This window comes from Vibrio nigripulchritudo ATCC 27043 (assembly GCF_000222685.1).
GTDB lineage: Bacteria > Pseudomonadota > Gammaproteobacteria > Enterobacterales > Vibrionaceae > Vibrio > Vibrio nigripulchritudo.
Genome location: NZ_AFWJ01000068.1, coordinates 14,378 through 40,312, shown reverse-complemented (window position 1 = coordinate 40,312; position 25,935 = coordinate 14,378). Strand labels below are relative to the sequence as shown.

General features: G+C 47.7%; 26 protein-coding genes and 1 riboswitch. Of the genes, 14 read left to right on the top strand and 12 right to left on the bottom strand.

Annotated features, from left to right (window positions below):
• Positions 1-41: 41 nt before the first annotated feature.
• From treC to gmhB, 5 genes are all read right to left on the bottom strand, one after another.
• Positions 42-1,712 carry an alpha,alpha-phosphotrehalase gene (gene treC / locus RH89_RS07720; RefSeq protein ID WP_004400817.1) on the bottom strand — a complete coding sequence of 557 codons (1,671 nt, stop codon included), beginning with the start codon at positions 1,710-1,712 and terminating at the stop codon, positions 42-44.
• A gap of 66 nt (positions 1,713-1,778) precedes the next feature.
• Positions 1,779-3,203: a PTS trehalose transporter subunit IIBC gene (gene treB / locus RH89_RS07715; protein ID WP_004400815.1), complete on the bottom strand. Its 1,425-nt coding sequence runs from the start codon at positions 3,201-3,203 to the stop codon at positions 1,779-1,781.
• A 196-nt stretch (positions 3,204-3,399) separates the two neighbouring features.
• A complete protein-coding gene (gene treR, locus RH89_RS07710) occupies positions 3,400-4,350 on the bottom strand; it encodes a trehalose operon repressor TreR (RefSeq protein ID WP_004400814.1) in 951 nt (316 codons plus the stop codon).
• Positions 4,351-4,443: 93 nt separating this feature from the next.
• Positions 4,444-4,782: an MliC family protein gene (locus RH89_RS07705; RefSeq protein ID WP_004400813.1), complete on the bottom strand. Its 339-nt coding sequence runs from the start codon at positions 4,780-4,782 to the stop codon at positions 4,444-4,446.
• Between the two features lie 3 nt (positions 4,783-4,785).
• On the bottom strand, positions 4,786-5,340 hold the full coding sequence (gene gmhB / locus RH89_RS07700; RefSeq protein WP_004400812.1) for a D-glycero-beta-D-manno-heptose 1,7-bisphosphate 7-phosphatase: 555 nt from the start codon (positions 5,338-5,340) through the stop codon (positions 4,786-4,788).
• A 336-nt stretch (positions 5,341-5,676) separates the two neighbouring features.
• On the opposite strand from gmhB, the gene metN reads away from it, so the two are divergent.
• The 4 genes from metN to RH89_RS07680 all read left to right on the top strand — a co-directional run bounded on the left by metN (position 5,677) and on the right by RH89_RS07680 (position 8,820).
• A complete protein-coding gene (gene metN, locus RH89_RS07695) occupies positions 5,677-6,711 on the top strand; it encodes a methionine ABC transporter ATP-binding protein MetN (RefSeq protein ID WP_004400810.1) in 1,035 nt (344 codons plus the stop codon).
• Entirely contained in the window at positions 6,701-7,378 is a 678-nt protein-coding gene (locus RH89_RS07690) for a methionine ABC transporter permease (RefSeq protein WP_004400809.1), read from the top strand. Before metN ends, RH89_RS07690 begins: the two co-directional genes overlap by 11 nt.
• 63 nt (positions 7,379-7,441) lie before the next feature.
• A complete protein-coding gene (gene metQ, locus RH89_RS07685; RefSeq protein ID WP_004400808.1) occupies positions 7,442-8,251 on the top strand; it encodes a methionine ABC transporter substrate-binding lipoprotein MetQ in 810 nt (269 codons plus the stop codon).
• Positions 8,252-8,400: 149 nt separating this feature from the next.
• On the top strand, positions 8,401-8,820 hold the full coding sequence (locus RH89_RS07680; protein ID WP_004400807.1) for a DUF1801 domain-containing protein: 420 nt from the start codon (positions 8,401-8,403) through the stop codon (positions 8,818-8,820).
• Position 8,821: 1 nt separating this feature from the next.
• Here the strand turns inward: RH89_RS07680 and RH89_RS07675 are convergent, their stop codons facing one another.
• The 6 genes from RH89_RS07675 to RH89_RS07650 all read right to left on the bottom strand — a co-directional run bounded on the left by RH89_RS07675 (position 8,822) and on the right by RH89_RS07650 (position 14,351).
• Positions 8,822-9,655, bottom strand: a complete 834-nt coding sequence (locus tag RH89_RS07675) for a MurR/RpiR family transcriptional regulator (protein ID WP_004400806.1) — start codon at positions 9,653-9,655, stop codon at positions 8,822-8,824.
• Positions 9,656-9,729: 74 nt separating this feature from the next.
• Positions 9,730-10,602 carry an N-acetylneuraminate lyase gene (locus RH89_RS07670; protein WP_244410405.1) on the bottom strand — a complete coding sequence of 291 codons (873 nt, stop codon included), beginning with the start codon at positions 10,600-10,602 and terminating at the stop codon, positions 9,730-9,732.
• A gap of 7 nt (positions 10,603-10,609) precedes the next feature.
• The gene (locus RH89_RS07665) at positions 10,610-11,512 is read right to left on the bottom strand and encodes a dihydrodipicolinate synthase family protein (protein WP_004400804.1); all 903 of its coding nucleotides are present in this window, start codon (positions 11,510-11,512) and stop codon (positions 10,610-10,612) included.
• A gap of 15 nt (positions 11,513-11,527) precedes the next feature.
• Positions 11,528-12,811 (bottom strand): TRAP transporter large permease, encoded by a 1,284-nt coding sequence (locus tag RH89_RS07660; protein WP_004400798.1) that lies wholly within the window; start codon positions 12,809-12,811, stop codon positions 11,528-11,530.
• Positions 12,812-12,820: 9 nt separating this feature from the next.
• Entirely contained in the window at positions 12,821-13,324 is a 504-nt protein-coding gene (locus tag RH89_RS07655) for a TRAP transporter small permease (protein ID WP_004400797.1), read from the bottom strand.
• Between the two features lie 61 nt (positions 13,325-13,385).
• Positions 13,386-14,351 (bottom strand): sialic acid TRAP transporter substrate-binding protein SiaP, encoded by a 966-nt coding sequence (locus RH89_RS07650; RefSeq protein ID WP_004400796.1) that lies wholly within the window; start codon positions 14,349-14,351, stop codon positions 13,386-13,388.
• A gap of 263 nt (positions 14,352-14,614) precedes the next feature.
• Here RH89_RS07650 and RH89_RS07645 point away from each other — a divergent pair, with 263 nt between their 5' ends.
• The 4 genes from RH89_RS07645 to ribB all read left to right on the top strand — a co-directional run bounded on the left by RH89_RS07645 (position 14,615) and on the right by ribB (position 18,417).
• Complete coding sequence (locus RH89_RS07645; RefSeq protein WP_004400795.1) at positions 14,615-15,295, top strand: putative N-acetylmannosamine-6-phosphate 2-epimerase; 681 nt, start codon at positions 14,615-14,617, stop codon at positions 15,293-15,295.
• Positions 15,292-16,161, top strand: a complete 870-nt coding sequence (locus RH89_RS07640; RefSeq protein WP_004400794.1) for an N-acetylmannosamine kinase — start codon at positions 15,292-15,294, stop codon at positions 16,159-16,161. Before RH89_RS07645 ends, RH89_RS07640 begins: the two co-directional genes overlap by 4 nt.
• A gap of 8 nt (positions 16,162-16,169) precedes the next feature.
• Positions 16,170-17,306 carry an N-acetylglucosamine-6-phosphate deacetylase gene (gene nagA, locus RH89_RS07635; RefSeq protein WP_004400793.1) on the top strand — a complete coding sequence of 379 codons (1,137 nt, stop codon included), beginning with the start codon at positions 16,170-16,172 and terminating at the stop codon, positions 17,304-17,306.
• A gap of 150 nt (positions 17,307-17,456) precedes the next feature.
• Positions 17,457-17,607, top strand: a riboswitch (FMN riboswitch).
• A gap of 147 nt (positions 17,608-17,754) precedes the next feature.
• A complete protein-coding gene (gene ribB / locus RH89_RS07630; RefSeq protein WP_004400792.1) occupies positions 17,755-18,417 on the top strand; it encodes a 3,4-dihydroxy-2-butanone-4-phosphate synthase in 663 nt (220 codons plus the stop codon).
• Positions 18,418-18,484: 67 nt separating this feature from the next.
• On the opposite strand, the gene RH89_RS07625 is transcribed toward ribB, so the two are convergent.
• Positions 18,485-18,895 carry a hypothetical protein gene (locus RH89_RS07625; RefSeq protein ID WP_004400791.1) on the bottom strand — a complete coding sequence of 137 codons (411 nt, stop codon included), beginning with the start codon at positions 18,893-18,895 and terminating at the stop codon, positions 18,485-18,487.
• A 324-nt stretch (positions 18,896-19,219) separates the two neighbouring features.
• Here RH89_RS07625 and RH89_RS07620 point away from each other — a divergent pair, with 324 nt between their 5' ends.
• The 6 genes from RH89_RS07620 to RH89_RS07595 all read left to right on the top strand — a co-directional run bounded on the left by RH89_RS07620 (position 19,220) and on the right by RH89_RS07595 (position 25,894).
• Positions 19,220-20,242, top strand: a complete 1,023-nt coding sequence (locus tag RH89_RS07620; protein ID WP_004400790.1) for a 4-hydroxythreonine-4-phosphate dehydrogenase PdxA — start codon at positions 19,220-19,222, stop codon at positions 20,240-20,242.
• A 14-nt stretch (positions 20,243-20,256) separates the two neighbouring features.
• Positions 20,257-21,429 (top strand): L-rhamnonate dehydratase, encoded by a 1,173-nt coding sequence (locus tag RH89_RS07615; protein ID WP_004400789.1) that lies wholly within the window; start codon positions 20,257-20,259, stop codon positions 21,427-21,429.
• Positions 21,430-21,437: 8 nt separating this feature from the next.
• The gene (gene araD1 / locus RH89_RS07610; protein ID WP_004400788.1) at positions 21,438-22,424 is read left to right on the top strand and encodes an AraD1 family protein; all 987 of its coding nucleotides are present in this window, start codon (positions 21,438-21,440) and stop codon (positions 22,422-22,424) included.
• 11 nt (positions 22,425-22,435) lie between these two features.
• On the top strand, positions 22,436-24,013 hold the full coding sequence (locus RH89_RS07605; protein WP_004400787.1) for an aldehyde dehydrogenase (NADP(+)): 1,578 nt from the start codon (positions 22,436-22,438) through the stop codon (positions 24,011-24,013).
• A gap of 21 nt (positions 24,014-24,034) precedes the next feature.
• The gene (locus tag RH89_RS07600) at positions 24,035-24,769 is read left to right on the top strand and encodes a FadR/GntR family transcriptional regulator (protein WP_004400783.1); all 735 of its coding nucleotides are present in this window, start codon (positions 24,035-24,037) and stop codon (positions 24,767-24,769) included.
• Positions 24,770-24,898: 129 nt separating this feature from the next.
• Positions 24,899-25,894, top strand: coding sequence for a TRAP transporter substrate-binding protein (locus RH89_RS07595; RefSeq protein ID WP_004400782.1), 996 nt, complete (start codon positions 24,899-24,901; stop codon positions 25,892-25,894).
• The last annotated feature ends 41 nt before the right edge of the window (positions 25,895-25,935 follow it).

The window sequence follows — 25,935 nt, the reverse complement described above, 5'->3', positions numbered from 1 at the left end:
AGGCATAACGACCCGGCTTCTTATTACTTGTATCTGCTGCGCTAGTGCTCAACCAAAATTGTCCTTGTCTCATAAGGTCTAAGCGGCTGAGATAAAGGCTGTTCTACGTGCCCCTCATAGTTACCAAGAATAACTCTGGCGTTATCTATGTTTACTTCGAATGGCAAATCAAACTCGACGTTTTCACCATAGTAGTTATTAAGGCTAATCAAAGTCTGACTCGCGTTACTTCTCGAATAGGCAAATATCGACGGGTGAGTTGGCATCAGGTCTTTGTAATCCCCATCCGTTATGACCGGAATCGCTTTTCTTAGTTTTATCAAAGACTGATAGAAGTAAAAAACTGAGTTCTTGTCTTCAAAAGCCGCGACAGCGTTAATCTCTGTATAGTTGCTGGCAACATCTATCCAAGGAGTTCCCTGAGTAAATCCAGCATGTAAAGTGTCATCCCATTGCATGGGCGTGCGTGAGTTATCACGGGATTTACTCGACAGAATCTTCATCATGTCATCGTGATCTACATCTTGCTGGTTCACCATGATGTCGTACATATTGGTACTTTCGACATCACGATATTGCCCGAGCGAATCAAAATGAGGATTGGTCATGCCAATCTCTTCCCCTTGATAGATGTATGGCGTGCCCTGCATAAAATGAACAGAGGCAGCCAGCATTTTGGCTGACTCAACTCGAAACTCAGCGTCGTTCCCCAACCGGCTCACGATACGTGGCTGATCGTGGTTACACCAAAACAGTGCTCCCCACCCTTTTCCATTTAATCCTTGTTGCCAGTGATTAAAAATGGATTTGAGTTGCAGAAAGTCGAATGGCGCCAGGCTCCATTTCTCACCATTGGGGTAGTCCACTTTAAGATGATGAAAGTTGAAGACCATGGAGAGCTCTTTGCCATCCAAAGACGAGTACTGCTGACAATGATCCAGCGTTGTGGACGACATTTCCCCCACGGTTACGCTGCCATATTTCTGAAATACCGATTCACTGATTTCCTGTAAATACTTATGCACACGAGGTCCATCAGTATAAAAGCGGCGACCATCTCCCTCCTTATCCGACGGAAAATCCTGCTGCTTCGAAATCAGGTTAATCACGTCAAGTCGGAACCCATCGACCCCTTTTTCAGCCCAAAAGCTGATCACCGACTTCACTTCTTCCCTTACTTTCGGATTCTCCCAATTCAAATCTGCCTGTTCTTTGGCAAACAGGTGCAGATAATACTGCCCTGTAGCTTCATCCATCTCCCACGCTGAACCACCAAACTTGGATTGCCAGTTGTTTGGCACACTTTCATTTACCGGATCACGCCAGATGTAGTAATCACGGTATGGGCTGTTTTTGTCGCCTAGCGCGGACTGAAACCAGTGATGCTCAGTAGAGGTATGGTTGACCACAATATCCATAATAATCCGGATACCTTTGTCATGCGCTTCTTCCAAAAGCTGGTCAAAGTCCGCCATGGTGCCGAAATCTGGATTGATAGCATAGTAGTCCGAAATGTCGTAACCATTGTCTACCATTGGGGAAGCGTAAACAGGCGTCAGCCAAATGGCATCAATACCCAGCGCTTTCAAATACCCTAACTTTGAAATAATTCCCTGAATATCACCCGTGCCAGAACTTCCGCTGTCACAAAAACTTTTTGGATAGATTTGGTAAACCGACGCTTTGCGCCACCAATCTTTATGAATTGTCATTGTTTTGATCTCAGAGTAAAGCGCAGGCAGCCGACAAGGGGGAGAAAGCAGGCTGCCTGCATAATGTTAAGCGGCTGCAGCAACTAGCTCGCCTTTTTGTTGGGCACGCTTGTAGAAGAACAACGTCAGCATGGCTGGAACGAAGATAGCCACCAGCATCGCCACACCAAAAATGGTCCAGTATTGAGGTTGAATAGAAAGAATGCCCGGCAGACCACCGACACCAATGCCGTTTGCCATCACCCCTGCGCTGCCACAGATAGCCGCGGCAATTGCAGACCCAGCCATTGCACTGAGCATTGGGAACTTATACTTCAGGTTGATACCGTACATGGCAGGTTCAGTCACACCCAGATAAGCAGAGATAGCCGCAGGTACGGAGATGTCTCGCTCACCTTCTTTTCGGCTAATAAGAATGATGCCTACAACCGCCGATGCCTGAGCAATGTTAGAAAGCGCAATCAAAGGCCAGATAGGTGTGCCACCTAATTCCTGCATCAGTTGAAGATCCACTGCGTTGGTCGTGTGATGCACGCCAGTAATTACCAGTGGAGCGTAAAGGAAACCGAAGATGGTTGCGCCAACAATGGCAAAGTCACCTGTCATCGCTGCTTTAGCGGCAAATGCCACACCGTCGCCCAGCATGCGACCAAACGGTCCGATCAACGAGTGAGCCAAAATCACAGAAAGCAGGATGGATACAAATGGCACCACCACCAGATATAAGTATCCCGGTACGATGCGTTTCAGGTTCGTTTCAATAAAGGCGAGCGCCATACCTGCTAACATCGCAGGAATCACCTGAGCCTGATAGCCAACCTTTTCAATCACAAACAACCCGAAATCCCACACTTCCGGTACTTCTTTTCCAATCAGATAGGCGTTCATTAACTGAGGAGAAACTAGCGTGACACCCAAGGTGATACCCAAAATAGGTGTACCACCGAGCTTTCGAACTGTTGACCAGCAGACCCCTACTGGCAGGAAGAAGAAGATCGCCTCGCCAATAAGCCAGAGGAAAGAGTGTACTGTTGCCCAGAACTGGCTGATTTGGGTTAATGTCTGACCATCGAACATCTTGATGTCGCCGATGACATTGCGGAAACCAAGAATCAAACCACCTGTAATAATGGCAGGCAAAAGAGGAACAAAAATTTCTGCCAGGTGGGAAATTCCGCGCTCAAGAATATTCATATTCTGGCGCGCAGCCAGTTTGGCTTCGTCTTTACTTGCACTGCTCTTGCCAGACAGCTCAAGCAGGATCTTGTATACCTCGTCGACTTCGTTACCAATCACGACCTGAAATTGCCCGGCATTGGTAAAACAGCCGCGGACGATAGAGATCGACTCTAAACCTTTAACATCCGCTGCCTCAGTATCATTTAGTACAAAGCGTAAGCGCGTCAGACAATGACTTACACTGGCAATATTGTCGCTTCCTCCTACGAGTTCGAGGATTTTAGCGACGTCTTGCTTCGCTACTTTACTCATAACTGTTCATCCTATTTGTATTCACGTTCTGTTATATTTTTGGGATCGTTCCCATTTATTGTTATTTATATTGCCATCAGTAATGTTAGATAAAAATGGGAACAGTCCCACAAATTGAACATGATCACATTTAAAATGTAGTGGAATCCATAAAGACCTTCACTACACATTTAAATACTACATAAGATTCAATAGGTTAATCTGGCAGGCTTGGAGAGAGCGTAATGTGGTTTACATCCGGCTCATTCTGAAGTTGATCAATGAGTAAGCTGGCAGCTTGGTTGCCCGCTTCCACATATCCGGGATCAATGCTCAATGTATTGGGGAACAGGAAAGAAAGGAGTGGATTGCCACCAACACCAAATACCGTCACATCACCTCGCCCCAGTTCCTGAAGCCTTTTGTTGACGCCCAGAGCAATGGAGTCACTGGCGCAAACAATGGCGTCCGTTTCTGGTTTTAGAACATCATCCACCAGCCGGTACCCACTTTCATGATTGAGTTCGCCAGAGCGGTAATTCGGCTTAATGGCATGTGATTCGCACCAGGACAGGTAAGCCTGAGTACGCATTAAACCCGTTGTAACATCGCTGTCGTCTACACCGATGAATGCAATATTGGAATTGTTGGATTCTCTCAGTTGGTTTAACGCCATTTCAATCACGGCTTGATTATCGTAGTTTACCGAAGAGATTTCCGTTGAATCTGCCGCAATCACAACCGCGCGGTGTCCCCAGTTTTCCAGTGCATACATGTCACAGCCGGAGAAACCAAACACAATCACCCCATCCACATTTCGACGTTTAAGCACCGACAGATGCTCATTCGTTTTGTCGCAGTCAAACTGGCTTTCCATGATCACCACGTCGTAGCCTTCTGCATACAAAGCCTTTAATAGTGCGCTAACCACGAGATTTTCAGAAGGTGAATCCAGACGAGAAATGATCACACCAATCACTTTCTGACTTCCACCCCGCATAGACTGGGCAGATTTAGAGGGAACGTAACCGGAGTCCGCTATGATCTGCTCTACTTTCTTCCGGGTATCGGGTTTGACTTTCGGATCTTTAGTCAAGACACGTGATACGGTCGATTTGCCGACACCAGCCAGGCGGGCAATATCCAGAATAGTGAGCTTCTTACTCATAGACGTTCATTTATGTTGAGGAGTTAGTGAAAGAATAGTGCCGAAAACTGTGGGTAAATTGCAACTTTCCCACATCAAAGGGTGATGAGAGAATTAAAACAACGTCTTCTGTGAAGACAGAGACGTCTTATTCGGGTTCATCTGAGTGCACATCTGCAATGGGGAATCGGGCATCGACAAGCTGGCTTCACTCCCTTTGGTCCAGAACACCAGACCGAGATAGCGATTCTCGTACTTCTCACCAGATGCGCTAGGAACACGAGTCATCAGGAAACGTTCGTTATCCAACTCGATCTGCAATTCATACTCATTTATTGGATGCGACCAAATCTCTAACTGCTCTCCGCAAACGTAAGTGTTGGGGGTTGCAACTTGATTGCTGCACCCGACCAGTAATACGAAAAGAGAAATGCTCCAGAACTTTAATGTCATGGCTTAACGGCTTTTCAGAAATTCAGGGACATCTTTAATGCTATCCAGCACCGTGGTCGCCAACGCTTCACCTTTTTCCGTAATGGGTTTGCCGGTGCGAACCAGAATTCGGGTAGCAACTTCTGCGGCTTCAGCGGCCATCATGTCTTCCGCTTTATCGCCCACCATGACTGATTTTTCCATGTCGATTTTCAGAAAGTCACGGGCCGAAATAAGCATACCGGGCTTGGGTTTGCGGCAATCACTGTCTTTCTTGTACTTACCGATACCGTGTTCTTCGTGATACGGGCTGTAATAGAAACCATCGAACTCGACTCCGTTATCAACAAAGTTCCAATCCATCCACTGAGTCAACGACAGGAAGCGATCTTCAGTAAACAAGCCTCGGGCAATACCGGACTGATTGGTCACCAATACCAGCAGATACCCCATGTCTTTTAACGCCTTCGTGGCTTCAAAGACACCATCAATAAACTCGAAGTCATGTTCATCATGGACGTACCCATGGTCTACGTTTATCACGCCATCGCGATCCAGAAATACGGCAGGTTTAGCCAAAATCGATTCCTCAACAATCCTTCCGAGAGCACAGATAACTGGCTATCGAGTTCAATAAGCGCAAATTATTACATGCTTTATACCTGTTCGCACTATTCAATTACTTTTTAGACTCAATAGAGGAATAAACGGTGCAATTTGCCGCCAGCGCATACTTTTCCTTGCTTTGAACAAATATCACAGTCCATCCATAAAGATTTTTAGACGTCTAGACGTAAAAATATCTATTGACTTAAAAATCATAAAGCCATAGCATCGACTGAAAATTGAGACAAAGTTCAAAATATTATTCTGTAAGCTCACTTTATTCTGAGCGAGCTCTGCACGGTTGTTTAGATGATTGAAATTAATCAAGTAAATAAGGTCTTCTATCAAGGCGATAAGGAAATCAACGCTTTAATAGATATCAACCTATCTGTTCCCCAAGGCGCTATATTTGGTGTTATTGGCTCATCCGGTGCAGGGAAAAGCACACTGATTCGTTGCGTTAATATGCTTGAAGCACCTACCTCTGGCGAGGTCATTGTCGACGGTGTTGATTTGACTAAGCTGTCAAAGTCAGAGCTCAGCAAAGCGCGCCGCAACATCGGGATGATCTTTCAGCACTTTAACCTGTTATCTTCCCGTACAGTGTTCGAAAATGTCGCACTCCCTCTGGAATTGGCTGGTGCAGAAAAAGCTCACATCGAATCAAAAGTTACGGAATTACTTGCGCTGGTAGGCTTGGCAGAAAAACGAGAAACCTACCCAGCCAACCTGAGTGGTGGTCAGAAGCAACGTGTCGCCATTGCCCGTGCTCTGGCGTCCGATCCGAAAGTCTTGTTGTGTGACGAGGCAACCAGTGCACTGGATCCTGCAACCACTCAATCGATTCTTGAACTGCTTAAAGAAATTAACCGCAAGCTGAACATCACAATGCTGCTTATTACTCATGAAATGGATGTAGTGAAAAGCATCTGTCATGAAGTCGCCATCATTGGCGGTGGCAAGCTGGTTGAGAAGGGCACGGTTGGTGAAATTTTTGCCCACCCGAAAACGGAACTGGCGCACGAGTTTATTCGTTCTACTTTGGATCTTTCCATTCCTGAAGACTATCAGGCACGTTTGCACCCTACTCGTGTGGAAGGCAGTTACCCGCTTGTGCGCTTAGAGTTCACTGGTGCCAGTGTGGATGCTCCGCTGATGACGCAAATTGCACGTAACTACGGCATTGACGTCAGCATTCTGAGCTCAGATCTGGATTACGCAGGTGGCGTGAAATTCGGAATGATGGTGGCAGAGCTGTTTGGCGATGAAGAAGGCGAGAAAGCCTCCCTGCAATTCATCCGCGATCACAAGGTAAAAGTCGAGGTACTTGGTTATGTCCTTTAAGTCTGTAACGGAATGGTTAAGCCTCAACGGCGATCTTCTGCTGAGTGCTACTTGGGAAACCGTCTACATGGTTGCGGTAGCTGGCATCGTTGGTTTTGCAGTTGGTATTCCTTTGGGCGTGATTCTTCACACCACCAAGAAAGGCGGCTTACTTGAAAACGTGGCACTGAACAATGTGCTGGGTGCGATTGTCAATATCGGTCGCTCGGTGCCTTTCCTAGTCTTGATGGTTGCCATCATCCCAGTAACCAAGCTTCTGGTCGGAACCTTTATCGGTACAACGGCGGCAATCGTTCCTCTGACCATTGGTGCGATTCCATTTGTCGCCCGTCTGATTGAAGGCGCTTTGCTTGAAGTGCCAACTGGTCTTGTTGAAGCAGCTCAGTCTATGGGCGCAACACCGACTCAAATTATTACAAAGGTACTGCTTCCTGAAGCACTACCAACCATTGTGAACTCAGTAACCATCACTTTGGTAACACTAGTGAGCTATTCAGCGATGGCTGGCACCGTGGGCGGCGGCGGTCTTGGCGATGTGGCAATACGTTACGGGTTCCACCGTTACGATGTGGTCATCATGGCAGTGACTGTAGTGATGCTTATCGTGCTGGTACAAATCATTCAGTCAATCGGCGATGCCTTAGTACGCCGTGTTGACCACAGGTAATTTGATTCTCAGGTTATCTGTTAATAAGAACGAATTTTTGGATTTAGAATTAAGGAGAATAAGATGAAATTTAACCTTAAAGGCCTATTGGCTATCGCGGCAGCAGCATCAGCACTTGTACTAACGGGCTGTGGCGAAAAAGAAGCAGACACCAGCAAAATCAAAGTAGGTGTTATGGCAGGCGCTGAAGCGCAGGTTGCAGAAGTGGCAGCTAAAGTTGCGAAAGAGAAATACAACCTGGATGTTGAGCTAGTAACGTTCACCGATTACGTAACACCTAACGCAGCGCTAGACGACAAGTCTATCGACATCAATGCATTCCAGCACAAGCCATACCTTGATCAGCAAGTGACCGATCGTGGCTACAAACTGACCATCGCTGGTAACACCTTTGTTTACCCAATCGCAGGTTACTCTAAGCAAGTAAAATCGGTTGACGAAATTCAGGATGGAGCGCGTATCGCAGTACCAAACGATCCAACAAACCTAGGTCGTTCTCTGCTTCTTCTTGAGCAGCAAGGTCTTCTGACTCTGCGTGAAGGTGTTGGTCTGCTGGCAACGGTACGTGACATCGTGGCAAACCCGAAAAACATCACTATCGTTGAACTGGATGCTGCACAGCTTCCTCGTTCTCTGGATGACGTTGCACTTTCAATCATCAACACAACTTACGCAAGCAGCATCGACCTGACGCCTGAGAAAGACGGTGTATTCGTAGAAGACAAAGAATCTCCATACGTTAACCTGATTGTTGCTCGTGAAGAAAACCTAGCGGCTGAAAACGTACAGAACTTCGTAAAAGCTTACCAGACTGACGAAGTGTACAACGCAGCGATGGACATCTTTAAAGGTGGTGTTGTGAAAGGCTGGTAATCACTGCCATACAGATTCACATCCCCTAAAGAAAGGCTAACTTCGGTTAGCCTTTCTTGCGTTATGGCACCTTTCAATTTGAGTATCTTGATGTTTGAATGCCTTAAACTTATCTTATCTCTATCCTCTTGCCTTTCTAGGGTACTGCCATGTCTGAGATAAAAACCCGTCCAAACCGAAAAAGCGTGACCAAATTTTTGAATGCAGTAGAACACGATAAACGCCGTGAGGACGCATTCGAATTATTGGCAATGTTTGAGAGAGTCACAGAAAGAAAAGCCGTGATGTGGGGAGATTCCATCGTCGGGTTTGGTAGTTACAATTACACCAATACCAAAGGCACCTACTCGTGGATGATCACAGGTTTCTCACCTCGAAAGCAAAATCTGACGGTGTACATCATGCAGGGATTCAGCGATTATGCAGACGACTTAGCCGCCATCGGCAAAGTGAAAACCGCCAAGTCATGCCTTTATCTGACTAACCTGAGCAAAATCAACGTGGAGGCTCTGGAAAACTTACTGGTAAAAGCCGTCAGAGATATGGAAGAAAAATACGATTGCCGCTGACCTAGAGCATCAACGGCATGACAACCTCAGCAGTTTCAACCACTGACTCTTTGTATTCAGGGTACTGCTCAAGAAGCGTATTCACGAGCACATCGACCAATAGCAAGGCCCCAACTTTAGAGGCAAACGCTCCCCCAGTTAACGGACCTTCTGGTCTGGCAGCAATCAGTGATTCCGTTGATATTGAAGACAGTGCGCTGTGAGTGATGTTCGTGATAGAAACAACAGGGACATTGCGCTCATGAGTTTGCCTGATTGCATGAACCACTTCCTTAGTCGACCCGGAACTGGACACGGCAAACCAAAGGTCGCCTTCAGTACTGCGCACGGCGTTCATGGCCGCAAGATGGGTGTCTTCATACATGTTTACTTTCTTTCCGATCCGCAATAGTCGAAAAGTCAGGTAACGCCCCACAATGCTAGATGCCCCGACTCCGACACAGCTGATGTAGCTGGATTGATGAACCAGTTCACACACCCTTTCAAGTGCTTTGCGGTCTATGATCTGAGCGGTATCTTGTAAGCTTGCTACCGCTCTTTGGGCGGACACGTGGCAAATGTCCCCTTCCATCTCTACCTGCTTTTCCCGAGGGTTTTGACTCAGATCGACAGCCAGTGCCATACGGAAATCCGAATAGCCCTTGTAACCCATATCGCGACACAACCGAACTACGGTCGCTTCACTGGTCTGAGAGTTACGCGCCAACTCCGTAATTGTCTGGAATTGGACGTCATGAGCATTATCCAACACATAATCCGCTACTAAACGCAGTTTCTTACTTAAGGGCGTAGTGTTCGCTCTGAGTCGAACCAGTAAATTATTGTGTAAGCTCACAACACTCTCTTTTCTTTAGTGAAGATTTGGACAAAGGTATCAGACTCACCATATCAAATACAGGTCTGTTTACCCTAGAGATAACCGTAACGTTCCAGGCACGTCATAACCCGTACTTTATCTTCCTTCGACAGGGGTAAGAAAGGCTCTCTGCAGTGACCATAATCGATCCCCATTTCACTCATCGCAAATTTGATGCTTTGATATAGCCCAACCTCCAGCAGAACTTCAGTTACACGATTAACCTGATGTTGCAGAGCCATCGCTTTATCAACGTCGCCTTGCTTCATGGCTTCGAAGAGTTTCACGTACTGCGCAGGCATTAAGTTGTAGGTGGTGCCGATACCACCACTCGCCCCCATTTGCAGACCGTTAACCAGCATTGAATCTTCACCATGAAATATCAGGCTGTCTTGCTGCAGATGTCGCAACCTCTCAATAAAGAACATGTCCGGTGTTGTATGCTTGATTCCAATGATGTTGTCCATCATCAGCAGGTTCAGCAAGGTCTCATGGGTAAAGGTAACCCCTGTCGTTCCCGGAATGTTGTAAAGCAGCAGAGGCAGATCGGTGTAATCCAGAATGGACTGGTAATAATACGTCACCTCTTGCTTGGTGAACCCATAGTAAAACGGCGGTATCGCAGAAATAACATCGTAATTTTCGTTCAATGCAGTATCTATCAATAAACGAACATCGGTTAACGCGATGGCTCCTACATGCGCAATAACTGGAACACGTTTTTTTACCACCTGGGCGACGTATTTCAATACCTTCTGGCGCTCAGAAATGTTCATCATAAAACACTCAGAAGAACTGCCACCCACATAAAAACCGTGAACACCTTGTGAGATGTGATACTCGATCATTGCGTCAAATTTGCTGTATTCCAACTCTCCATCGGCACTGAATGGCGTCATCAAAGGAACAAATATGCCTTCCATCATTCCCTCCTTACAAACTTGTTCTGACAAAGCCAGCATCACGCAGCTTAGCCAGCACGTCTCGTTTCTGCCCTTCAGATAACGTTCTGATCGGTGTTCTCGGGTTCCCCACATCAATACCGTGTAGCTGCATAGCTACTTTCCCTGCGGCTACTCCACCGTATTCGACCAGCACACGGATAATGGCAATCACCGAATCCATCAAATTAGCCACTTTCTGGTGATCACCTTGTTGAAATGCACTGATGATCTCCAGATACAAAGGCGCTGCGTAGTTATAGGTGCTGCCCACCGCCCCAACGGCACCGACTGCCAGCCCTGCAGGCAAAAACTCGTCGACACCAAAAGGCACATCAAATTTACCGCCTGCAACCCGTACACAACGCTGGTATTCATAAAGATCGGAATGATTGAATTTTGCTCCGGAAAGATTTGGGATTCGCTCGTTGCCCTGAATAAGAAACTGCTCCAGATCGACATCAACACCGGACATGCCGGAATGGTAGTAATAAAAGCCTTTTGAAGGCGCTGCGCTCGCCACCTGAGCACAGTAATCGACAAGATCTTCTGCACTGCCGGGTTTAAAAAAGCAGGGACCAATCGCAGAGGTCGCAAGGACATCTAACGTTTCCGCATGACGTGTAAGTTCCAGCGTATCCACAATACTGAGCGCTCCGGTGTGGACAATAATGTCCAATCGGTCACGGCTGGCTTTTACCCATCTTTCGGCAATGCGCTTACGTTCTTCAACGGAGCAATGAATCCCCTCGCCTGTCGTACCACATATGTAAATGCCAGAAACACCCTGTGAGATCAGGAGTTCAGCAATTTGGTCAATAACGTCAAGGTTCACCTCGTTATTCTGATCAAAAGGTGTGTGAGGCGCAGCAATCAACCCTGTTAATTTTTTCATTATGAATCGTCCTGTTTATTGCCCGTAGTTGAGGATCAGTTCTGGCAAAAATAGTGTGAATTGAGGAAATACCGCCACCAACATCAATACGATGAACAATGGCACCAACAGGGGAATCACGCCTCGGGTTAAGGTGTGGAACGGAATATCTCCCACTCTTGAAACCACGTAGAGAGCCATCCCCATTGGCGGGGTCAGAATGCCTATCATCAGGTTCAGAATGGCCATGACACCAAAGTGAACGGGGTCTATTCCTACCGCGCTCGCTACAGGGACCAGAAACGGAACAAGCAATAGCAAAAGTGCCAGTGACTCAATGAAGGTTCCGAGGAAAAGGAGCAGCAAGTTAATCAGCAGTAACAGCACCAGAGGGTTATCACTGATTGTCAGAAAGTACTCAGCAAGCATTTGGGGAAGTTGTTCTCTTGCTACGATCCAACCGAACACCGTTACCCCCATAACCATCAACGCCACCACTGCGGTTGTGTTGACAGTATCTTTAAGCACATCAATAAAACCACGAATTGTGAGCTGCTTGTAAACCACAGTACCCAAAAACAGCGCGTACAAAGAAGAAACGACCGCAGCTTCCGTTGGTGTAAATTTGCCAGAGAAAATCCCACCAATAATGATCACCGGAGTCAGCAGAGACAAAAATGCGTCTTTAAATGACGTAAGTTGAGCTCTTCGCGAGGCTTTAGGAAGCGTCATGTATCCTCGTTTCTTGCAGATGAAATAGCTCATGACCATCAGAGCAATGCAGCAAAGAAGACCGGGAATGGCTCCTGCCAGAAACAAGGCACCAATTGAAGTGTTTGAGACAACGCCGTAAATCACCAATGGGATCGAAGGCGGAACCAAAGGACCAATAATGCATGATGCGGCGGTTAATCCTCCCGCAAAGTCATCGTCATACTTGGCATCGCGCATCGATTTGATTTCCAACTGCCCCAGCCCACCAGCATCGGCAAGCGCAGAGCCAGACATCCCGGAAAACAGTAAACTTGCCATAATATTTACGTGCCCGAGGCTGCCAGTTACATGACCCACCATGGCTTTAGCAAAATTGAAAATCCGTTCAGTGATACCCGCGCTGTTCATCAAGTGCCCCGTCAGAACAAAAAAAGGCACCGCAAGAAGTGTAAAGTTGTTAATGCCACCAAGCATCTGCTGAGCAGCGAAATTAATACCCGGGCTACTGGTTAAAACCAGAAAAGCCAGAGCGACAAAAATGAGTGAAAAACCGACAGGCATCCCTGCAAATAACAGAGCTAACCAGCCGAAAATTGAACTTGCCATGCTATTTCCTTACCTACCTTCAATACCTGTTTCATGCTGTTCACAACTTGCCTGGCGGTATTCTGCGAAAACCTTCAACATCTTCTGCAGTTGACGAACAACCATAAATACACCTCCAAGAGGTAAGCTGTAATTCATCCATTTACTTGAAATTTCTAACGTTATCAGTTCAAAGAAAGCAGTACGCTGAACGTGCTGATAACCAAGGTAGATAATGGCAAAGATGGAAACGAGTACCGCTAACTCCAGAGAGAGCACCAGTATTAGCCGGGCTTTCAGGGGTAATTTGTGTGAAAAGAACGTGATATTGACGTGGCTGCTGTTTTTGATCGCAATCGCACACCCTATCAGCGCCATGTACATAAACAGCACTCGCGCCAGTTCTTCACTCCACAGTGAAGGATCATCTAACAGCCAGCGGGTGCCGATTTGCCAGCTCAGTACAACCAGCAAAACAAGCATCAGCGGCACCGTGATGATTTCCTCTATATTTCTCGTAATTTTACGTAGCATTTAGGGCTCCATGGCTGGCAGGTAACACTTTGCCAGCCGGAATATCTATCTGACCGGACACTTACATCGCAGCGAGTTGCTTAACGATAGGCTGTCCAATTTTCTCTTCGAATTCAGCGTACAGAGGTTGCATCGCCTCACGGAATGGAGACAGTTCTGGGTACGTGACGTTAACGCCTTTCGATTCAAAGAATGACACCAGTTCCGCTTCTTGTTTTTTCACGGAGGCGGTATGCGCTTTACCTGCTTTTGCGACTGCCTGATTGACCATCTCTTTCTGTTCTGAAGACAGTTTCTTCCAGGTGTTTTCTGAAATGATGACCATCTGGTCGTTCACGATATGGTTGGTTAGCGCCAGATTGCTCTGAACCTCGTAAAACTTCATCGTCTTGATGGTTGGCAATGGGTTTTCCTGCCCGTCTACCGCGTTGGTTTGCAGTGCCAGATAGACTTCAGAAAATGCCATCGGCGTTGGAGATGCGCCGGAAAGTTTGGCGTAATTTAGATTAGGTTTCGCATTTGGAACCCGCAGCTTCAACCCTTTGAAATCACTTATCGACTTGAGCGCACGGTTAGATGTGGTTTGTCGGGTACCGTTATACCAGGTATCCAGTGCACGCCAGTTAAACTTAGATAGCATTTCCTGGCGCACACCCTGACCAAATTCAGAGTCAAACATACGGCGTAAATGTTCGTAGTCTTTGGCGACATACGGAAGTGTTACCGCCTCTGCGCGAGGGATCCAAAGCCCCATGCGTCCAAACTCCGCATAAGTGATGTCCAGATCGCCCAGTGACAACTGCTGAAGCATGGCGCGGTCATCCCCTAACTGAGCACTTGGGTACAGGGTGATTTTTAATTCCCCTTTACTCAGCTCCTCAACGGTATCAGCCAGAAGCTTTGCAGAAGTGTATTCAACAGACCCAACCGAAGCCTGCATACCCATTTTCAAAGTAGTGGCAGCTTGAACAGACATGGCACATCCCATTGCCAATACTGCCAACGTCAATTTATTGATGGCTTTCATCGCTATTCCCTTTTGTTTTTGCCGTCAGATTTTCATACTTACGACATTTTGAAAAAAATCTCTTTTTTTATTGAAAAAAATATTCACCAAGAATTATTATGACAATGAAGATTATTTTCAAAGCGGTATTTAACAAAATGTGAGCGCGGGCAAAAAACCATCAAAACTGCCACTTTCTAAACAGACTTGATGACTATCGGAAGTGAACAGACGGGTTCCGCAGCAACCTTTAATTCGGGGCAATTGTGAAAAACACGAAAAAAATGAATCAAATAAGAGCGTTACTGCAAGGTCAGACGGTGGTATCAATTCAACCAGTCATTGGCAGCCCAATGGAAAAAACCAGCATCATTGTCGCAATGGCAATGGCTGCGCAGCAGGCGGGGGCGAAGGCACTTAGAATAGAAGGGATAGAGAACGTTGCCGCCGTTTCATCCGTGGTAGACATTCCGATAATAGGCATAGTGAAAAGAGACTTAACCGACAGCCCAGTTCGTATCACGCCGTTTGTATCGGACGTTGAATCTCTGGCAAAAGCCGGAGCTGCGATCATTGCTTTTGATTGCACACCCCGACCCCGCCCCGAAAGTAGAGAGGCGCTTATCGACTCAATTCATAAAGCAGGATGCGTCGCCATGGCTGACTGCTCCTGCTTTGATGACGGGCTTTGGGCACATAACCACGAGGTCGACATCATAGGTTCTACTTTGTCAGGGTATACAGAAGGCGAAGTACCCAGTGAGCCAGATTTGCAACTCGTCAGACAGTTTTCCGAGGCTGGATTCTTTACGATGGCAGAAGGTCGTTATCACACCCCAGAACTGGCAGCAAAAGCGATTGAATGTGGTGCGGTCGCCGTAACGGTAGGATCTGCGTTAACTCGTTTAGAGGTGATGACAGACTGGTTTATTTCCGCAACCCAAGCAGCAGGAGTACAAAGATGAAAATACTGGCTATTGATATTGGAGGAACAAAAATTGCCATCGGGCTGGTTGATCTTTCCACTCAAACTCTGATGGAGCGTAAGCAAATCCCAACACCTGACGCTCAATCTGCGGATCAATTTGTCCATCACATCATCCAGCATTGTCAGGAGTGGCTACCGAAAGCAGAAAAAATTGGCATTTCCACCACAGGTTGGGTAAGCCATGCAGGTGTCACATCAACAAACCCTGATACTCTGGCTTTTCCGACCCCATTCCCGTTACGTCAGGCAATGGAAGCATTAACTAACAAGCCCACCTCTATGCTCAACGACGCTCAGGCTGCGGCTTGGTATGAATACCTTCAGCTGGACCAACCGCTTTCTAATATTGCTTACATCACCATTTCAACGGGTGTCGGAGGCGGTCTGATTCTGGATGGAAAACTTCATAAAGGCGCTACTAATTTTGCCGGGCACATCGGGCATACGGTGGTCAACATTGACGGTCATCCTTGCGGCTGCGGTCAAAATGGTTGTGTGGAAGCAATAGCATCAGGCAATGCTATTCAGCGCCAGGTCAAAGAGAAAATTGGCAATGAAATCAGCAATATCAAACTCTTCGATCTTGCGCCTGAAAACCCACAGGCTCAGGAAATCATAAACAACAGCGCAAAAGCCATTGCGACTCTGTGTCAAAACTTAAAAGCCAGTCTGGATTTAGACGCCATCGTCATTGGCGGGGGCATCGGGCTGGCAAATGGCTATCTGGAAACTGTTCGCCATTACGTTCAAAAGTCACCTCCTCCATTTCACATTCCTCTTTTTAGTGCTCAAGGCGACTACGACGCCTGCTTACTGGGTGCTGCCTTTCAATTTATCGAGTAAGGAAATCTATGTCTCTACAAGCCATTTCAGCGAAGCGAATCTTTGACGGTGAACAGTTTCACCAACACTCCGCCATTCTTTGGCAAGATAACGAAATCGTAAGTATCGTTGCGCAAGATAACATCCCCGACACAGCGACAATTCATGAATATAACCAATGCACCATCGCCCCGGGTTTCATTGATATTCAAGTGAATGGCGGAGGCGGTGTCATGTTTAATCAGGACACCGACCTGGAAGGAATTCAGACTATTTGTCGTGCGCACCGAAAACACGGCACGGCGTACCTGCTTCCAACTTTAATTAGTGATACTAAAGAGAAAATAGAGCGTGCCCTAGCCGCGACGCAATCGGCAATAAACGACAGAATCACAGGTGTACTGGGCGTACACTTAGAAGGTCCCTGGCTCAACCCTGATAAAAAAGGGGCACATGATTCAAAACATTTTTACACCCCATCCATCTCCGAACTCGAAAAATTGCCGTGGCTGACCTCCGGTTCAACGCTGGTTACGCTCGCACCGGAAATGATCCCCGCTGAAGTTCTAAGCTGGTTGTCAGAGAAAAACATCATCGTTTCATGCGGACACAGCAACGCCAGTCAGGCACAGCTCAGTGCCGAAAAAATTCGCCACATAGATGGGTTTACTCATTTATATAACGCCATGTCCCCACTAGAAGGTAGAGAACCGGGAGTCGTAGGCACTGCTCTTCTCAGCGACAATACATGGTGTTCCATCATCACAGACGGCATTCACGTATCGAAAGAAAGCACACTTTTGGCACACCGCAGTAAACCTGCTGGCAAGCTGTTTGTCGTTACGGATGCAATGGCGACCGTTGGCAGCCAAAGCGATACGTTTACCCTGAACAATGAGACCGTACAAGTGGTCAACGGTAAGCTGGTCAATGCTCAGGGTAGCCTTGCTGGTGCACATATTGGCATGGACCAGTCGGTGGCTAAACTCATTGAATGGGGTATTCCGGAAGAGGAAGCGCTGAAAATGGCATCCACCTACCCGGCAAAAGCAATGCACCAAGATAAGCTGGGCTACCTCAAAAGAGGGTTTCTGGCTGCCATGACCATTTTGGATGGGAACCATAACAGCCAGGCAGTGGTTGTAGATGGGCAACTTTATTTCTAATGGTTTCTTCCTCTAAAATCTAATCAGGCGCAAAAATTGTATTTTTCGCGCCTTTTGTATTCGAAATTACGCCATTTCATCACTTAGTGATTACCTTCTAAATAAAAAAACGATATCATCTCTTCCGCGTTCTACATGAACGTGAAACAACATTATTCTCAGGGCGGGGTGCAATTCCCCACCGGCGGTATGCCAGTTTTCTGGTGAGCCCGCGAGCGCTTAAAACCCTAACGTTTTAAGGTCAGCAGATCTGGTGAGAAGCCAGAGCCGACGGTAATAGTCCGGATGGGAGAGGATGATAAAAACACAGCAGAAATTCGCTTTGCGACATGCTGTGGGTTTTACTTTGGTTTGCATTTGGTCACCGGGAAGCTTTTCGCTACCCATGATCCGCAAGCCCCCTTCACGTATGCCCTGATTCTGGTAAATTTTTTACGGAGTCACTACCATGAATCAGAACCAAACTTCCTTACTAGAAGAATTTGGCACACCTTTCGAACGTGTTGAAAAAGCACTTCAGGCACTGCAACAAGGTCGCGGCGTTTTGCTGCTGGATGATGAAGATCGAGAGAACGAAGGCGATCTTATCTATTCTGTTGACCACCTTACCAATGAACAAATGGCGCTTATGATTCGCGAATGCAGCGGTATTGTTTGCCTGTGTCTGAGCGATGAGCACGCAAATCAGCTAGAGTTACCACCCATGGTGGAGAATAACGACAGCAAAAACCAAACGGCTTTCACCGTGTCTATTGAAGCCAGAGAAGGTGTGACTACAGGCGTTTCCGCCGCTGACCGAGTTACCACCATTAAAACTGCATCTCGCTTCAATGCTAAAGCCAGCGATCTGGCGCGACCGGGGCACGTTTTTCCGCTTCGCGCACGCAAAGGTGGAATCATGACGCGCCGAGGTCATACCGAAGGAACAATAGACCTGATGGAAATGGCTGGGCTATCTCCTTTCGGCATTCTGTGTGAAGTGGCTAACCCAGATGGCAGCATGGCAAAAACGCCAGAAATTGTGGCATTTGGGAAACTCCACAACATGCCTATACTGACCATTGAAGATATGGTTCGCTACCGTATCGAGATGGAAGAAAAATCGGCATAGCGGTTACCCAACAACGACAAAAGGAGCCTAGGCTCCTTTTTTGTTAGTAAAACGGCTAACAGAAGGTTCAGCTTTCTTCTGTGCTCTCGCCTTTTAATTCAGCAAGCTGTTTTTCAAGTTCCAGAATACGCAGCTCAGCCTCCAGCTCCGCCGCTCGCTTTTCAGCGTCAGACCGAGTGTCCTGAGAAACACCATCCGCCATTACCTGATTTCTGTCTGCACTTCGTGAATCGTCCAAATCTTTCATCGAACCATTCACTCCACCGGCTACACCACCAGCAATGGCACCTTTTGCCGCCAATTCTGGAGAACCTAGCAACAAGCCAGCCGTCGCACCGAGCAATGCACCACCTGCGGCACCTCGATTTCGCGCGGCATTTTCATTATCTGAATCAAATTCAGGAGAAGCGCATCCAGCGAGACTGATCAGTGTTAATCCAATTAACGCTGATTTAATCAATGTACGTGATTTTTTCATAAGTTTGCTCGGCAACTGGGTTTGAGATCATCTTGCGCCATCGATAACGAATGATCTAATAGGAGAAACTTATTTTGTTTATAAGCATTAGTTATGAACAAAGTGAGATTAAAAATTGAACAAGATCACAAATATTAACCATTTCTAAACATAGTCAATTTCAACAAAGCTCCTTTAATTACAAGAGATAGAAGCCGATACGCGCTCTATCCTTAATTCATTATGTTTCTTTATTGTTAATTTTACTCTTGTCAATTACTGGTCTAGTGGTATTGTTTCCGAACCAGTAGACCAAAAAGCATACAAACAGAATAAGGACATCCTATGCCCAGCACTTTGCCCACTGTTGCCGTCACTCTTGGCGATCCTTCCGGGATCGGCGCAGAGCTTATTGCCAAGCTACTCAGCCAACCTGATGTCACCTCAAAAGCCAACATCGTACTTATTGGCGACAACTGGCTTTGGGAGCAGGGACAGCGCATAGCCAACACCGACATTGATGTAAAAGAAATCGAAAGCCTCAGTGCGGCACGCCAACACACAGGCAGTGGCAATATTTTGTATGTCCCTGTCGATTCCGTGAATTTAGATGAAGTGGAAATGGGTGTAGCCAATGCAGCTGGAGGGCGCTCGGTGCTGACGGTACTGGATTTGTGCCTCGATGCTGTTGTGGCGAATCACATTGATGCCATTTGCTTCGCTCCTTTAAACAAGCAGGCCATGATTCGCTCGGGGATGCCATTTGAAGACGAATTGCATTACTTTGCCGACAAGCTGAATGTTGACTCTTTTTTCTGTGAGTTCAACACATTAGGTACGCTTTGGACATCCCGAATCTCTTCGCATATTCCTCTGAAAAATGTGGTCAGCCTTCTCACTGAAGAACGAATCATCGAAGCCAGCAAACTGATTTATCAGGCGCTCAAATCCGCGGACTTTGACGCTCCGCGCGTTGCGGTTGCGGCGCTCAATCCACATGGCGGAGACGGCGGAGTCTGTGGTCGTGAAGAAATAGAGATCATCGAGCCTGCCGTGAAAAAACTGAACGAGATGGGTTACCCAATTCTGGGACCTTTCCCTGCTGACACCATTTTCCTAAAAGCACGTGATGGAGAAGTCGATGCGATCGTCACCATGTATCACGACCAGGGTCAAATCGCCATCAAGCTGATGGGATTCGAAAAAGGCGTCACGGTTCAGGGTGGCTTACCCGTTCCCATTACCACGCCAGCACATGGCACCGCTTACGACATCGCCGGGAAAAATCAGGCCAATGTCAGTGCCACCATTCAAGCATTCAATATTGCCTGCCGCATGGGCACCAACTATCGCAAGCAAGCTCAATAACAGGAGACGTTTCAATGAAGATAACCCAAGTTCAAGCCCGTGTATTTGAGTGGAATGGACACACCGTAGAGCCTCAGAACAACTTTTGTTCCAATGCGATGGATCTGCTTTGGGACAGAGGCGACTCCATGGGCACCTTCCGATTCCACGGCTGGACTGTTGTTGAAGTGTATACCGACGACGGTTTAGTGGGCATTGGCAACGTGGCACTTGCGCCCCGTATTGCCAAGCAGATCATTGATCAATATCTGGCGCCGCTGGTTATTGGTCAGGATCCTTTTGACTACGAATACCTATGGCAGCGCATGTACCGCTCTACCCTCGCCTGGGGTCGTAAGGGTGTGGGAATGGCGGCGATTTCTGCCATCGACATCGCCCTTTGGGATTTGATGGGCAAAGCGACCAATAAACCCGTGTTCAAACTCCTTGGTGGACGCACGAAAGAAACGATCCCTTGCTACGCTTCTAAGCTTTATCGCACGGATCTGGATGAGATGCAGCGCGAAGCTCAATCCTATCTGGACCAGGGATTTTCAGCGATGAAAATGCGATTTGGTTATGGTCCAAAGGATGGACCGCAGGGGGTCAGAAAGAATCTCGACAGTGTAGCCGCCGTTCGTGAAGTGATCGGTGAAGATGTTGACCTGATGCTGGAATGTTACATGGGTTGGAATCTCGAATACACCAAACGAATTCTGCCTAAACTGGAACAGTTTCAGCCTCGATGGCTTGAAGAGCCTGTAATTGCAGACGACATCGACGGCTACGCAGAACTCAACCAACTGACCAGCATTCCTATTTCCGGAGGTGAGCACGAGTTCACCAGCTATGGTTTCCGTCAACTGCTAGAAAAGCGTGCAGTTTCGGTTATCCAGTATGACACCAACCGCGTCGGCGGCATCACCGCAGCCCACAAAATTAATGCCATTGCTGAATCATTTGGCGTTCCGGTAATTCCGCACGCAGGTCAGATGCACAACTACCATCTAACAATGTCGACGCTTGCCTCTCCTATGTCGGAATACTTCCCTGTGCATGACGTGGAAATCGGAAACGAGCTGTTCTACTACATCTTCGAAGGCGATCCAACTCCGGTTAACGGAACAATCGACCTAGACGAAAACACACCAGGGCTTGGGCTGAGTATCAGCGACAAGTATCTGGATCAGTTCAATGTGATTGAGTGAGGCACGTCATGAGAGTCATACAATTCACTCAGAACAACACCCTGAAAGCCGCTGTGGTTGAGTCCCTTGATCAGGTACGGGTTATTAACACCACCGGAGGCACTTATCAACTGGCGATGGAAGCCATTGAGTCGGGGAAACCTTTAGCGGCGGTGATCGATACCAGATTGAGTGACGAAACACTGAGTTACCAGTCTCTTGTTGATAGTCAGGCACTGCTGCCGCCCATCTCTCATGAAGATCCATCCCGCTGGCTGGTCACCGGAACGGGGCTAACCCATCTGGGCAGTGCGGACGCTCGTGCAGAAATGCACGCCAAACTTTCAGGCGATGAAGAGCTTTCCGATTCAATGAAAATGTTCCAGTTGGGTGTGGAAGGCGGAAAACCCAATGCGGGGGAAACCGGAGCTCAGCCTGAGTGGTTTTATAAAGGAGACGGTCAATGCGTTGTTGCACCGGAAAAGCCAATCACCATGCCAGATTTCGCCAAAGATGGCGGAGAAGAGCCTGAACTGACTGCACTCTATGTGATAGGCAACGATGGTCAGCCTTACCGAATTGGTTTCGCCATAGGTAATGAATTTTCCGACCATGTAACCGAGCACTTTAACTACTTGTGGCTGGCACATTCCAAACTCCGCTCTTGCAGCTACGGACCAGAACTTTTGATTGGTGACCTTCCGGAAAACCTCGAAGGCATCAGTACCATTCATCGCAACGGCGAACGCCTGTGGAGCAAAACCTTTTTAACCGGTGAAGCCAATATGGCGCACACCATCGCCAATCTGGAACACCACCACTTTAAGTACGAACAGTTCCGTCGCCCCGGAGATTTGCACGTCCACTACATGGGCACAGCCACACTCAGCTTTGCCGACAAAGTGCAGACCCAGGTTGGTGATCAGTTTGAAATTTCCATTCCAGCGTTTGGTCGTTCGCTGCGTAACACGTTAGCCAAAGCGCCAGAGCAATCCATTACGGTCAAGGCGCTATAGGAGCATTTACCATGACACTCACAGGAAAAATGACCATTGGTAGTAAAAAGATCATGGGTGACCAAAAAGTCGTTCATGCTATCAATCCGCACACCAATGAAGTGCTCGACCCACCCTACGCGGGAGCCAATCAAGAACAATTGGAAGAAGCTTGTGCTCTCGCCCATCAGGCTTTTGCGCGCTATCGGAAAACCTCTTCAAACCAGAGAGCGGACTTTCTTCAGGCTATCGGGGAAGAGATCATGGCGCTCGGTGATGCTCTCGTTGAAAGAGCTATGCAAGAGACCGGGCTGCCTCAAATGCGCATTGAAGGTGAACGCGGGAGAACTGTTGGGCAACTCAACCTTTTTGCTTCCAACTTACGTGACGGGCTGACTGAGCTACCTAAGATTGATACCGCCTTACCAGAACGTACACCGCTGCCACGACCAGATTTGCGTTTGTCTTATCTGCCTCTTGGTCCGGTGGCTGTTTTCGGAGCCAGTAACTTCCCATTGGCTTTTTCAGTAGCAGGTGGTGACACCGCCTCTGCCCTCGCAGCAGGCTGCCCGGTGATCGTTAAAGCACACTCTGCTCATCCAGGTACTGCGGAACTGGTTGCAAGCGCCATCATCACTGCAGCCAAGCGCTGTGATATGCCGGAAGGCGTGTTTTCACTTCTGTTTGGTTCCGGCAGTCTTGTTGGTCAGGGGCTAGTTGCTCATCCCAATATTAAAGCCGTTGGATTTACCGGTTCGAGAGCTGGCGGGCTGGCTCTGATGTCTACCGCTCAAAATCGCCCAGAGCCGATTCCGGTCTATGCCGAAATGAGCAGTATTAACCCTGTGGTGATCATGCCGGGTGCGCTTGGCAGCGACATTGGTACGCTGGCTGCCGGGTTCTGCACCTCTCTTCAAATGGGTGCCGGGCAGTTTTGCACAAACCCCGGTTTGGTATTGGCTGTCGACTCTTCAAAACTGGATGAGTTTGTTAATCAGTGCGCTGAGATCATCAATTCAGCCACCAGCCAGACCATGCTGACACCAGGCATTCACGCTGCCTATCAAAATGGCGTTGGCGCACTGGTGGAAAATCCGGACATTGCCATGGTGAGTGAAGGCGAAATATCTGGGGATCACAACCAATGTACGCCTTATCTGTTCAGCACCAGCGCTGAGGTGTTCCTGCAGGAAAAGCAGGCTCGTGAGGAAATATTCGGCAGCAGTTCTTTAGTCGTGCGTTGCAAAGATTCCGCACAGCTACTGGAAGTGATTGATTCGCTCGAAGGACAGCTTACCGGAACCATTCACATGGGCAGTGACGACACCACGCAGGATGCTCAGCAAATTCTGGATCATCTGGAACTGAGAGTGGGTCGGGTTCTGTTTAATGGCTACCCAACTGGTGTTGAAGTATCCCACGCCATGGTGCATGGCGGTCCTTTTCCGGCTACCTCTGATTCCAGAACAACGTCTGTAGGTTCCAATGCGATTGAACGCTTTTTGCGCCCAGTCTGTTATCAAAACACACCCGCTTCACTGCTTCCTCAATCGCTCAGGGACGAGCATTCAGGCATGCAGTTGGTGAACGGGAAGTATCAGCAGAGCTGAAAATCAAGGTGAGGGAATACCATGGCAGCCAATGTATTTGCGTTTGAAAAGCAACTTAAAAACCAAACCAAGAAAGACATTCTTGCCAGCAAACTGTTGGAGATGATTTTCTCTGGTTTGTTGAGAGACGGAGACACATTACCCAGCGAAAGGGAACTGTGTGCCATGTTTGGCGTAAGCCGGGAAACGGTTCGAGGTGCGATCGGGATGATCGCCGCCTATGGGCTGATCAGCGTGTCGCACGGTGCTAAAAGCCGCGTCAACCGCAATGATGAACTGCTCAAACGCTGCATTGAACTGCTGCCACAGCTTTCAAACCTCACCATTAACAACTACGACATTGAAGCCGTTTATCAGAGCCGCAAGGTCGTCGAATCTGCCATTGCGCGGGGTGTGGCTATTCACATCGATCAAGCGGGTTTGGACGAACTTAAGTATTTACTGGATCAGCAGGCATCCCTGTTTGATAAACCGGCTCACTTTCAAATTTCCGATCAGCGTTTCCATAAGCTGATTTCAGATTACAGCGACAACGACATTCTGGCAGGTTACGCCGACGAGCTTTACACCTACGGGTTGAATTTCAGACGAAGTGTTCTGGAACAAGAAGGAGCGATAGAAAAAAGCTTCAGAGAACACGGGGAGATATACAGGGCGCTGGAAGAGGGCAATCCGGAGCTGGCAGAAAAAGCCATGATGGATCACCTCAACAGTGTCTACTGCACCACCGCCTCAGCGATGAGGAAAATTCGCTGAGTGATCAGCGTTAATAAGACTACCCCACAAGTGCTCACCAACCAGTCTTTTGATTTGAGATGGTAAGCATGATTTTAAGGACTATAGACGGTCAATGACGACCATTGAAATTAACGGAGAAACGCAGAAATGAACATCAAAACTATGCGGAAAATGTTAATTAGTACAACCGTAGCTTCACTGGCTTTTGCCGCCCCACACACCATTGCGAAAGAACTGATTTTCGCCATTGGCGCTGCACAGGGGTCATTGCAGTACAAAACGGCAGAGAAGTTTGCCAACGAAGCGAATGCGGCTCTTAAATCGGCAGGCTCGGATTATTCCATCAGCCTGTTTGGTGACGGGCAGCTGGGTAAAGACAAAGAACTGATGCAAAAACTCAAGCTAGGCACGGTTCACTTTAGTCAGCCTTCTTCCATCATGGCAAAAGTGACACCGCAATTCGCGCTGTTCGACATGCCCTTCCTTGTTAAAGACCGTGCGCATCTGGCAAAAATTGAATCCGAAGTATTCTGGCCAAGCATTGCACCGACAGCCGATAAAAAAGGCTACAAGGTATTGAGTATGTGGGAGAACGGTTTCCGCCACATCACGAACAATGTCAAACCGATCACGACACCAAAGGACCTAAAAGGGATCAAGCTTCGTACGCCTAACAGTACATGGCGCGTCAGTATGTTCCGTAACTGGGGCGGTAACCCTACCCCAATGTCTTTCTCTGAAGTTTTCGTTGCGCTTCAAACTGGCGTTATTGATGGTCAGGAAAACCCACTGACCAACATTTATGCCGCTAAATTTAATGAAGTACAAAAGTACCTGTCTTTGACCAATCACGTGTATAGCCCGTCGTATCTGGTGGCAGGTAAACGCACCTGGGATAAATTGCCAGCCGATGTTCAGACCATCATCAAGGACTCTGCTAATGCGATCAAACCTTGGATGTATGACTTGTCTGACAGTCAGGAGCAGGAATTGCTAAACAAACTGAAAGCCGGCGGTATGCAAGTAAACAAAGCCAGCTATCAGGACTTTGTGGACGCCAGTAAACCCATTTATGAGCAGTTCGCCAGCAAAGTGGATGGCGGTAAAGACATGTTAGACAAAGCGTTGTCATTGGCTAACTAGCGTGTAGTGAAGGGAGAGGGCAGAAATGCCCTCACTCAGGA